10 protein-coding genes are annotated in these 11,506 nt (G+C 60.2%); 2 read left to right on the plus strand and 8 right to left on the minus strand.

The window, feature by feature from the left end:
- Positions 1-9: 9 nt before the first annotated feature.
- Together NDJ82_RS24665 and NDJ82_RS24670 are read right to left on the minus strand one after the other, a co-directional pair.
- Positions 10-669 (minus strand): CoA transferase subunit B, encoded by a 660-nt coding sequence (locus tag NDJ82_RS24665; protein ID WP_099585096.1) that lies wholly within the window; start codon positions 667-669, stop codon positions 10-12.
- 36 nt (positions 670-705) lie between these two features.
- A complete protein-coding gene (locus NDJ82_RS24670; protein ID WP_017530493.1) occupies positions 706-1,404 on the minus strand; it encodes a CoA transferase subunit A in 699 nt (232 codons plus the stop codon).
- Between the two features lie 133 nt (positions 1,405-1,537).
- Between NDJ82_RS24670 and NDJ82_RS24675 the strand changes: the two genes are divergently transcribed.
- Positions 1,538-2,443, plus strand: coding sequence for a LysR family transcriptional regulator (locus NDJ82_RS24675; RefSeq protein ID WP_250926483.1), 906 nt, complete (start codon positions 1,538-1,540; stop codon positions 2,441-2,443).
- A 61-nt stretch (positions 2,444-2,504) separates the two neighbouring features.
- Here the strand turns inward: NDJ82_RS24675 and NDJ82_RS24680 are convergent, their stop codons facing one another.
- From NDJ82_RS24680 to NDJ82_RS24705, 6 genes are all read right to left on the minus strand, one after another.
- Entirely contained in the window at positions 2,505-2,834 is a 330-nt protein-coding gene (locus tag NDJ82_RS24680) for a hypothetical protein (protein WP_032886651.1), read from the minus strand.
- Between the two features lie 506 nt (positions 2,835-3,340).
- Positions 3,341-4,186: an NAD-dependent protein deacetylase gene (locus NDJ82_RS24685; protein ID WP_250926484.1), complete on the minus strand. Its 846-nt coding sequence runs from the start codon at positions 4,184-4,186 to the stop codon at positions 3,341-3,343.
- A gap of 9 nt (positions 4,187-4,195) precedes the next feature.
- Positions 4,196-4,636 carry a CBS domain-containing protein gene (locus NDJ82_RS24690; RefSeq protein WP_250926485.1) on the minus strand — a complete coding sequence of 147 codons (441 nt, stop codon included), beginning with the start codon at positions 4,634-4,636 and terminating at the stop codon, positions 4,196-4,198.
- 131 nt (positions 4,637-4,767) lie between these two features.
- A complete protein-coding gene (locus NDJ82_RS24695) occupies positions 4,768-6,717 on the minus strand; it encodes a DNA topoisomerase III (protein WP_250926486.1) in 1,950 nt (649 codons plus the stop codon).
- Between the two features lie 216 nt (positions 6,718-6,933).
- On the minus strand, positions 6,934-8,559 hold the full coding sequence (locus tag NDJ82_RS24700; protein ID WP_158876487.1) for an MFS transporter: 1,626 nt from the start codon (positions 8,557-8,559) through the stop codon (positions 6,934-6,936).
- 65 nt (positions 8,560-8,624) lie between these two features.
- Positions 8,625-10,271: a GMC family oxidoreductase gene (locus tag NDJ82_RS24705; RefSeq protein ID WP_158876485.1), complete on the minus strand. Its 1,647-nt coding sequence runs from the start codon at positions 10,269-10,271 to the stop codon at positions 8,625-8,627.
- A 129-nt stretch (positions 10,272-10,400) separates the two neighbouring features.
- On the opposite strand from NDJ82_RS24705, the gene NDJ82_RS24710 reads away from it, so the two are divergent.
- Positions 10,401-11,291 (plus strand): LysR family transcriptional regulator, encoded by an 891-nt coding sequence (locus NDJ82_RS24710; RefSeq protein ID WP_099585088.1) that lies wholly within the window; start codon positions 10,401-10,403, stop codon positions 11,289-11,291.
- Positions 11,292-11,506: the final 215 nt, after the last annotated feature.

Raw genomic sequence — 11,506 nt, forward strand, 5'->3', positions numbered from 1 at the left:
AATCTGTCCTCACTGGAAGTGCATTTCTGGAACGTGGTCCGGGACGATCAGTTTACCGGCGGTCTTGCTCACAATCTCTTCAACGCTGACGCCAGGTGCGCGTTCCTTGAGGACAAAAGCGCCATTTTCGATTTCCAGGTATGCCAGGTCCGTCAATACACGCTTGATGCAGTTGGCGCCGGTCAGCGGCAGGCTGCATTGGCTGAGCAACTTGGACTCACCATCCTTGGAAGCATGGGTCATGATCACGATGATGTTTTCCGCGCCGGCCACCAGGTCCATGGCGCCGCCCATGCCTTTGACCAACTTGCCAGGAATCATCCACGAGGCGATGTTGCCGAGTACGTCGACTTCAAACGCACCGAGCACGGTGAGGTCGACGTGGCCGCCACGAATCATCGCGAAGGACTCGGCGGAGGAGAAGATCGAGGCGCCGACGCGTGCGGTGACGGTCTGCTTGCCGGCGTTGATCATGTCGGCATCGATGGTTTCTTCCGTAGGAAACGGGCCCATGCCAAGCAGGCCGTTTTCCGATTGCAGCATCACTTCCATGCCTTCGGGGATGTAGTTGGCCACCAGGGTCGGAATGCCAATGCCGAGGTTTACGTAGAAACCGTCCTGCATTTCGCGGGCGACGCGTTGAGCCATTTGTTCGCGGGTCAGAGCCATGGTTGTGTTCCTCTTATTCTTAGGGCCGCAGGCGGATTATTTGCGCACGGTGCGCTGTTCGATGCGCTTCTCGAACGTGCCGCAGATGATCCGGTCGACGTAGATGCCAGGGGTGTGGATCTGCGCCGGGTCCAGCTCGCCCGGTTCGACGATTTCCTCGACTTCAACCACGGTGATCTTGCCGGCAGTGGCGGCCAGCGGGTTGAAGTTCTGGGCAGTGTGGCGATAGATGACGTTGCCGAAGTGGTCGGCTTTCCAGCCCTTGACGATGGCGAAGTCGCCGGTGATGGACTCTTCCATCAGGTACGGACGGCCGTTGAATTCGCGGGTCTCCTTGCCTTCGGCCACTGGCGTGCCGACGCCGGTGGCGGTGAAGAAGGCCGGGATGCCGGCGCCGCCTGCGCGCATTTTCTCCGCGAGGGTGCCTTGAGGGGTGAGGACCACTTCGATCTCGCCGCTGAGCAGTTGCTTCTCGAACAGCGCGTTTTCACCTACGTAGGAGGCGATCACTTTACTGATCTGCTTTTGCTCCAGCAGCACGCCCAGGCCGAAACCGTCGACGCCGCAGTTGTTGGAAACCACGGTGAGGTCGCGGGTGCCTTTGCGCTTGATCTCATTGATGAGGTTCTCGGGAATACCGCACAGGCCAAAACCGCCGGAGAGCACGGTCATGCCGTCTTCCAGGCCTGCCAGCGCTTCCTCGTAGGACGCCACGCGTTTATCGAAACCTGCCATATGCACCTCTAGTTATTGTGTGTGGGCCAGCCAATGAACCGAGTGTTGCGCCGACGGATTGATTTGTTAAGTTGTTTTTTAAGGTTGATTGATTTAGAAAACAGCATAGTCCATTCCCGTTCGGAGCAGCGTCATGACCGTTAAGCAGATGCGTGCGTTTCTCGCCGTGGCCCAAAGCCTGAGTTTTGCCGCTGCGTGCGAGCGCTTGCACCTCTCACAATCGGCGTTGAGCCTGACCATTAAAGGTTTGGAGGAAGGCTTGGGCGGCCGCTTGTTCAGCCGTAACACCCGCAATGTCGCGCTGACGCCGGAAGGTGAATCCCTGTTGCCCCTGGCGCGCCGGCTGATTGCCGACTGGGACAATGCCGAGGACGAATTGCGCCAACGGTTCACCCTGCAACGCGGACGGGTCACTGTGGCGGCGATGCCATCGTTTGCGGGCAATTTGCTGCCGCCGATCCTGAAGATATTCCGCGCACGTTACCCCCAGGTGAATGTGACGGTGCACGACTTGATCAACGAACAGGTACTGGAAATGGTCCGCGACCGCCAGGTGGAACTGGGCGTAGCGTTTGAGCCGTCGGAAGGCTCGTCACTGGCGTTCACGCCGTTGTACCTGGATCGTTTCATTGCCGTAGTGCCGGGTGATTCACCTCTGGCGCAATGTGCCGAGATCGATTGGGCGACCTTGCTGGAACAGCCGTTCATCACCTTGCAGCGGCCGTCCACGGTGCGGGTAATGCTGGAAGAACACTTGGGCGCCTTACAGATGAAACTGCCCGTGGCGTTGGAAAGCCATCAATTGGCAACGGTGGGCAAGATGGTTGCCAGTGGCCTGGGCGTCAGTGCCGTGCCTGCATTGTGTACACGGCAGATGGAAGAGGCAGGTGCCCATTGCATCACCTTGAACAGTCCAGTGATCGAGCGGCCGATTGGTGTGCTCACCAAGCCGGGGCATGAGCTGTCGGCGGCGGCACAAGTGTTGTTTGATATTTTTCGCGACGAAGCCGGCAAAGGACGATTTCCGGCAGTGTTGTAAGAGTGCAATTAAAAAGCCCGCTCGAACTAACGAGCGGGCTTGAATGTTTAATGCTGAGTGATCAGCAGTATCTATCAATCACCTTGACTTGCGACTGGCCTTTAAGGTTCTGCCATTCGGTATTCAATGTATGAAAGACCTGCTCGATAAAGTTGCGATCAGCCGCGGCCTTCTTGCCGACATAACCCTGGCCACGGCGATACACCTTCAGGCGCGCTGCCAGCTCACGGTTATTGCGGTCAAACTCGGCTTCTTCGGTATTGGGCTCCAGGCAGTCAAGTTGCACTTCGCCCGATTTGCCAATCCACAGGATATGGTCGTCGAGTGTGTCTTTCTGCGCTGCGAACATCTCAGCCAATTCGTCGATAGTTGGTTGGTTGTTCAGATTCATGTGTAAGCCCCTTGACCAGTTGGCGATCTATCAGTTGATTCCGTTAAAACTGCTTAGTTGTCTCCGGCGTTGAAAGCCGGGCGTCAGTGACGGTCTGCCGAATACGGGCAGGGTCTTGAACCTGATGCATGTAGTCTTGCTGATGAACTGCTACGCAATGCTTTCATAACGAAGACAAGCAGCGTTTGAGCTCCTTGTACCTATCCCTTTCGAGACGGGTCAGCTTCATCAAGCTGCCTTGTGGGCAGTGCACATCCGGAAAAAACAGCTCGGCGGTCAGACGAGCTCTTTCAAAACGCTTGTTACCAACGCTCCCGATCCGGGAGACGTCTCGATAATGCAAGGACAAAAAGGTTACGTCAACGATTATGTAGTGATTATTTTTAGTCACTACATAAATTGCCGTGGGGACGGGGAAATGCGGGAAAACGTGACTTGGGCGTCATTTTCTGGAGCTGACGGTCAAGCCGTAAAGGCGCTTTTGTGGCGAGCGGGCTTGCGGCAGGTCAGGTCAATCGATCGACAAGCAGGGGTAACAACCGCTCGCACGACGCTTGGATCTTTACCTGCAACAACTCATCCCCACGGGTCTTGCCGAGGTTGATGGCGATCACCGGTTTGCCTTGTTCAACCGTGGCTTTGCACAGGCGGAACGCCGAATACGCCATCAGCGATGAACCCACCACCAGCAACCCCTCGGCGTGCTCCACGGCAGCCATTGCCTTGGCTGCGGTGTCCTGAGCGACGTTCTCGCCAAAAAACACCACGTCCGGCTTGAGCCGCTGGCCGCCGCAATGGGGGCAACTCGGAACCAGGAAGCGCTCTTCAAACGCAGGATCAAGCAGGGTATCGCCATCGGGTGCCTGCACCGCGTCGACGCCAGCCAGGTAGGGATTCTGGCCTTCCATCAGTTGCTGGATCACATCGCGCTCGCTGCGTTGCTGGCAATCCAGGCACAGCACCCGATGCAGGCTGCCATGCAGTTCGATCACATCGTGACTGCCTGCTTGATCATGCAGGGTGTCGACGTTTTGGGTGATCAGTCCGCTGATTTGCTGGCGTTGTTGCAGGGTCGCCAGTGCCAGGTGCGCCTTGTTCGGCTCGGCAATACGCACCCTCGGCCACCCCAGCATCGCACGCGCCCAGTAACGGCGGCGGGCTTGTGGGGTGGCGAGGAATTCCTGGTACATCATCGGCGCCTTGCCCCGGCGCACGCCTTCGCTGTCACGGTAATCGGGGATGCCCGACGATGTGCTGATCCCCGCACCGGTCAGCACCAGAAAGCGCCGTTCGGCCATGGCGCGGTGCAGGGTGTCGAGGTGGTCTTCCTGGTGTTGCAGGCTGTCGAGCATGGGGGCTCCCTATTCGCCGCGGATGTATTGCTCCAGTTGTTTGATCAGATTGGCTTGTTCGGCAATGGCTTCCTTGACCAGGTCGCCGATGGACAGCAGGCCCAGCAACTTGCCGTCTTCCACGACGGGAAGGTGACGCAGGTGACTGTCGGTCATGATGTTCATGCATTCCTCGACACTCTTATGAGTGTTGACGCTTATCACGGGTGAGCTCATGACGTCATCGACTCTGGTGGTCACCGAAGACAGGCCTTTGAGGATGAGTTTGCGCGCGTAATCACGTTCGCTGATGATCCCCACCACCACGCCTTCCTTGACGACCGGCAAGGCCCCGACGTTTTTCTCCGACATCCGCACCAGCGCTTCAAACACGGTGTGGTCCCATTGGATGGTGTGGACGTCCTGGTTCTTCTGGTCCTTGGCTTTGAGCACTTGTGCAACGGTTTTCATGGCGGCCACTCCGGTGTTGTTGTTAGGAAATCAGCAGGTCCCTACAGAATCCTAGACGTCCAACGCGGGAGCAAGGTCCAAAGCGGCGCTAAACCCGTCGAAAAACGTCATTCGCCGGATTTTTTCTGCATTTAGCCTGCATTTGTTGGCTTTTTAGCTCGCTTGGGGCTGGCGGCGATCTTACGTGGGGCGGCCTTGCGCTTCTTTTTCCACGGCGTGGCGCCTCGACCCGCGGGGCTCGCCGGCCCGGTAATGGTCATGCGCATCCCATTGCAGCGCGCCACCTGCTTGCTCATCCACGCCGCCTGCTTGGCGACGAATTCTTCCAGGCTCATTTCACCGCTTTGCACCATGTCCAGTGCCTGCTCCCAGATGGCAGTGGTGCCAGGGTCGGCAATGGCCCGAGGCACAGCGTCGATCAGGCTGAACGCCGCCGGGGTGGCCGACAGCGCCTTGCCGTTTTTCACCAGGTAACCTCGGTCGAGCAGGCCCTGGATAATCCCGGCGCGGGTGGCTTCGGTGCCGATACCGGTGGTGTCCTTGAGTTTTTGCTTGAGCAGGGGGTCTTCCACCAGCTTGGCGACGTTTTTCATCGCCTTGATCAGGTCGCCTTCGGTAAAGGGTTTGGGCGGCTGGGTCCACAAGTCCTTGAGGTTGACCTTGGCCACGGCATAGTCCTGGCCCTGTACCAACGTCGGCAAGGCTTGTGGTGCGGGGGCTTCACGGCCCTTGGTCGGCGCCAGGGCTTCGGGCAAGGCGCGTTTCCAGCCTGCTTCGATCACCACCTTGCCCACCGCGCGCAAGGCAAAGCCCGCGCAGTCGAAATCCGCCTGCGTGCGATCGTATTCATGGTTGGGCAGAAACTGCGCCAGGTAGCGCGCACGAATCAGCGTGTACACCGCTCTGTGTTTGCCTGTGAGCTGCCCGACGTCCTTGCCGGCGCCCGTTGGAATGATGCCGTGGTGGGCGCTGACCTTGGCGTCGTTCCAGGCCCGCGAGCGGCGTTGGGGATCGATATGGGGCATCAGCTCGTTGACCGCTGCGTCGGCCCGGCCCAGAGCGGCAAGAATCTTCGGCGCATCGCTGTGCTGGCTCACGGGCAGGTAGCCGCAGTCACTGCGTGGGTAGGTGATGACCTTGTGGGTTTCGTAGAGGGATTGGGCGATGTCCAGGGTTTCCTGGGCGCCGAGGCCGAGCTTCTTGGAGCAGATTTCCTGCAATGTGCCGAGGTCGAAGGGCAGGGGCGCCACTTCGCGCATGCGTTCGGTACGCAGTTTTACCAGGCGTGCGCTGGCGGCGTTGCTCATCGCATCGGCGGCTTCACGGGCAAGTTGAGGATTGAGGCAGCGGCCTTGATCGTCGCAGGCGTCTTCGGCGGCACGCCACTGGGCGGTGAAGGTCATGCGCTCGTGACGCAGGTCCACATCAATGGCCCAATAAGCCACCGGCACGAAATCGGCGATGCTGCGGTCGCGGTCCACAGCCAGGCGCAGGGTCGGGGTTTGCACCCGGCCTACCGGCAACACACCTTGATAACCGGATTGACGCCCCAGCAAGGTAAACAGACGACTCATGTTCATGCCGATCAGCCAGTCGGCACGGGAGCGGCCCAGGGCCGAGTGATACAGGCTGAAGGTTTCGGCACCCGGCTTGAGCGCTGCCAGGGCTTTGCGAATGGAAGCGTCATCCAGCGCCGATAACCACAAACGCTGGATCGGCCCGCGATAACGACAGTGCTCCACCAACTCGCGGGCGATCATCTCGCCCTCGCGGTCGGCGTCGGTGGCGATCACTAGCTCCTGGGCTTCCCCGAGCAGGCGCTTGACTGCCTTGAACTGGCTGGCGGTCTTGGGCTTGACCCGCATCTTCCATTTTTCCGGGACGATTGGCAGGTCGGCCAGCACCCAGCGCTTGTACTTTTCGTCGTAGGCGTCGGGCGGAGCGGTTTCCAGCAGATGGCCGATGCACCAGGTGACTGTGACCCCATTGCCCAGCCAGCACCCGTCGCCCCGGCGACTGGCGCCAAGCACGGCCGCGATATCCTTGGCCTGGGAGGGTTTTTCACAGAGGTACAGCCGCATGGTCAGCCCATTCGTTTCACAGTTGAATGGAGAGCAGGATGGGCATAAGAAGGGAATTGAGCAACTGTTATCTGTATGGATATACAGCTATTTATGTAGGCGCTGGGGAATGAATGTGGAAGGGGGCTTGCTCCCGATAGTGGCATACCAGTCACTGCAACGCTGACTGTACCATCGCTATCGGGGGCAAGCCCCTCCCACAGGGGATCTTCGGGATCAGTTTTTATCGATATCCACATGCCGCGTTTCTTTGAGGCAGATCATCCCCACGATCAGGCTTACCCCGGTCACGACCACCGGGTACCACAGCCCGTAGAAGATATCCCCGGTGTACACCACCAGCGCAAACGACACGGTCGGCAGGAACCCGCCAAACCAGCCATTACCGATGTGGTAGGGCAAGGACATCGAGGTATAGCGGATGCGCGTCGGGAACAATTCCACCATCAGCGCCGCCAGCGGGCCGTAGCACATGGCCGCGATCAGGATCAGTGCGACGATCAGCACCACCACCATAACCTTGTTGACCTGAGCCACATCCGCCGAAGTCGGATAACCGGCCAGGGTCACGGCGCCGCGCAGGGCCTTTTCGTCAAAACCGTCGATGCGCACCTCGCCCACGCTCACCTGCACCGGGCTGCCGGCGGGTGCGGCGGCGCTGCTGTAGGGCAGGCCTTGCTTGACCAGGAAGGTCTTGACCTTGTCGCACGGGCTGTCAAATTTCGCCTTGCCCACCGGGTCGAACTGGAAGGTGCAGGTGGCCGGGTCGGCGAGTACGGTGATGGGGGCTTGAGTGCTGGCCTGGTCCATCGCCGGGTTGGTGTAGTGCGCCAGGCTCTTGAAGATCGGGAAGTACAGCACGGTGGCCAGCAGCAGGCCGAGCATCAGCACCGGCTTGCGGCCGACCTTGTCCGACAGCCAGCCAAAGAAGATAAAGAACGGCGCGCCGATCACCACGCTGATAATCAGCAGCATGTTGGCCAGCGCCGGGTCCATCTTCAGGAACTGCGTGAGGAAAAACAGCACGTAGAACTGCGACGCGTAGAAGGTCACCGCTTGCCCGCCGTTGATGCTGAACAGCGCAATCAGCACCACCTTGAGGTTTTCCCATTTGCCGAACGACTCACGGATCGGCGCCTTGCTGGCCTTGCCTTCCTCTTTCATTTTGAGGAACGCTGGCGACTCGTGCAGGCTCATGCGGATCCAGGTGGAAATGCCCAGCAGCACGATGGAAAACAGGAACGGAATCCGCCAGCCCCACACTTCGAACTGGTCACCGGTGAAGTAACGGCAGGCCAGCACTACCAGCAGCGACAACAGCAGGCCGATGGTCGCGGTGGATTGAATCCAGCTGGTATTGAGGCCACGTTTGCCGGCCGGTGCATGCTCGGCCACATAGGTTGCCGCGCCGCCGTATTCACCGCCCAGCGCCAGGCCTTGCAGCATGCGCAGCACGATCAGGATGATCGGCGCCGCGATGCCGATGCTGGCGTAAGTCGGCAGCAGCCCGACGCAGAAGGTGGCGACGCCCATCAGGATGATGGTGACGAGGAAGGTGTACTTGCGCCCGATCATGTCGCCCAGGCGGCCGAATACCAGCGCGCCAAACGGGCGCACCACAAAGCCGGCCGCGAAGGCCATCAAGGCAAAGATAAACGCCGTGGTGTCGTTGACCCCGGCAAAGAACTGCTTGCTGATCACGGCCGCCAGGGCGCCGTAGAGGAAAAAGTCATACCACTCGAACACCGTCCCCAGGGACGAGGCGAAGATGACCTTTTTTGAGTCGTTGGTGGTGCTGGCGGTGTTGACCGTCGAGCCCAAGGGTTGAGCATGTTCTGACATCGGGTAGCCCTCACAGTGATTATTTATTGTTGTTCCACTGTCGGCGCCAGGTGCGGCGCCGCTATTCAGATTGCATGAACCAGTTCTTTCTCCGGGGCGAGGCTCCTTGTAGGCGGCGAAAGGATCAGCTGCGCGGCTTTCTCCGCGATCATCAGCGTGGGTGAACAAGTGTTGCCGGAGGTGATGCGCGGCATGACCGAGGCATCAGCGATGCGCAGGCCGGGCACGCCATGCACCCGCAGTTGCGCATCGACCACTGCGTCTTTGTCGCTGCCCATGCGGCAGGTGCCCACCGGGTGGAAAATCGTCGTGCCGATACGGGCGGCGGCTTCGTGCAGTTCCTCTTCGGTTTGCAGCGAATCACCGGGCAGGTATTCCACCGGTTTGAACTGGCTCAGGGCGGGGGCGGCGACGATGCGTCGAGTCAGGCGAATCGCGTCGGCGGCCACGCGCAAGTCTTGCGGATGGCTGAGGTAGTTGGGCCGGATCAGCGGCGCATCCGCCGGGTTGGCCGAGCGGATATCGATACGGCCACGGCTTTGCGGGCGCAGGTCGCACACCGAGGCGGTGAACGCCGGGAACGCGTGCAACGGTTCGCCGAAGCGCTCCAGGGACAGCGGCTGCACGTGGTATTCAAGGTTGGCCGAAGTCTGTTCCGGGCCGGAGCGGGCAAAGGCGCCGAGCTGACTGGGTGCCATCGACAGCGGGCCGCTGCGGTCGTACAGGTAGCGCAGGCCCATGCCCATCTTGCCCCACACGGTGCCGGCGATCTGGTTCAGGGTGCGGGCGTTTTCCAGCTTGTAGATCAGCCGCAATTGCAGGTGATCCTGCAGGTTGCCGCCCACGCCAGGCAGTTCATGCAACACGTCGATGCCCAAGGGCTTGAGCACGCTGGACGGGCCGATGCCGGAGCGTTGCAGAATGCCCGGCGAGCCCACGGAGCCGGCGCACAGCACGATCTCCTTGCGCGCCTTCCAGCTCATCTGCTGGCCGTTTTGACGCCCGACCACTGCCGAGGCGCGGCCGTTTTCCAGGACCACGCGGTCGACTTCGACTTCAGTCAGCACGGTGAGATTGGGACGTTGGCGAATAGGCTTGAGAAACGCCTTGGCGGCGTTCCAGCGCACGCCGGCCTTCTGGTTGACCTGGAAGTAGCCGCAGCCTTCGTTATCGCCCTCGTTAAAGTCATTGATATTGGCGATGCCACTTTGCGCCGCCGCCTCGCGAAACGCATCCAGGATCGGCCACGACAGGCGCTGCTGCTCGACGCGCCATTCACCGCCGTCGCTGTGGAACTCGGAACCACCGGCGAAGTGGTTTTCGCTTTGTTTGAACAGTGGCAGCACGTCTTTCCAGGCCCAGCCGAGGTTGCCCTCAGCGGCCCAGCCGTCGTAGTCCTGTGCCTGGCCGCGCATGTAGATCATGCCGTTGATGGACGAGCAGCCGCCCAGCACCTTGCCGCGCGGGTAACTCAGGGCACGGCCTTGCAGGCCTTCCTGGGCTTCGGTCTTGAAGCACCAGTCGGTGCGCGGGTTGCCGATGCAGAAGAGGTAGCCGACCGGGATATGGATCCAGGGGTAATTGTCGCGGCCACCGGCTTCGAGCAGCAGCACGCGGTGGGCGGGGTTGGCGGACAGTCGATTGGCCAGCAGGCAGCCTGCGGGGCCGGCGCCTACTACCACGTAATCGTATTCAGCAGCTGCAATGGGCATCTGAGGTCTCGCTTGTTTTTCTTATTGGCTCCATCCTAGTTGTTAGTTTTCGTCTTAAAAATGTTAGTTTTTACCCAGCTGCTGTGCGTTTTTAAACAGCGCTGCCCTGGCTGATGGAATGGAGGCGACATGTTCGACTGGAATGACCTGCGGTTCTTTCTTGAGCTCCAGCGCAGCGGCCGCCTGCTCACCGCTGCGCAACGCCTGAAAACCACCCACGCCACCGTGGCCCGGCATATCGAGGCCATCGAGAAGAGCCTCGGCACCGCGTTGTTCGTGCAGCATGCCCAAGGCTATGAGCTGACGCCTTCCGGCGAAGCGCTGCTCAAACACGCCGAAGCCATGGAAAACGTCGCACTGCTGGCCGAAGACGAACTCACCCATTGCGCCGCGCCCCTGGGCAAGATTCGCCTTGGCGTGGCTGAAGGGCTGGGGGTGATGTTCCTCGCCAGTCGCATGGGCGGGTTGTTCGACCGTTATCCGGGATTGGAGGTGGAGCTGGTGGCGGTGCCGCGCTTTGTCAGCATCCTCAACCGCGAAGCGGAAATCAGCATCCATCTCGAACGCCCCAGCGTCGATCAACTGGTCACCCGCAAACTCACCGATTACCGCCTGGCGCTCTACGCCAGCCGCGCCTACCTGGACCGCAGCCCACCCATCGAAAAACGCGAAGACCTCGCCGCCCATGCCTGGATCGATTACGTCGACGACCTGCTGTTCAGCCAGGAGCTGAAACTCCTCAGCAGCTTCTGCCGCAATCCCAAAGTGGTGTTTCACAGCACCAGCGTCATCGCCCAGCACCAGGCGGCGCGCTCCGGGTTGGGCATTGCGGTGTTGCCGTGCTTCATGGCCTCGGGCGACCCGGATCTGGTGGCTGTGTTGCCGGGGGAGGGGATCCAGCGTAGCTACTGGATCAGTTCGCGTCGGGAGCTGCACAAGTCAGTACGATTGCGGGTGTTGTGGGATTACGTGGTGGAACTGTGCGCGCGGGAGCAAGGGTTGCTGCTGGGCGAACCTTGACTGAAGAAACCGGATAAGAAGGGGGGAGGGGGCTTGCCCCCGTGACAACCTGATAGCCGACGCGTATCTAATTGATGACCCGCGATTTAAATGTGGGAGGGGGCTTGAACTGGCCTAATGATTTTGGACACTTCATTCGGGCGCTATGATAGCGCCCAAATTTGAGGTGTTTGGATATGCGTAAATCTTATTCGAGTGAGTTCAAGCTCAAGGCC

The organism is Pseudomonas sp. SR18 (assembly GCF_023701505.1).
GTDB lineage: Bacteria > Pseudomonadota > Gammaproteobacteria > Pseudomonadales > Pseudomonadaceae > Aquipseudomonas > Aquipseudomonas cyclaminis.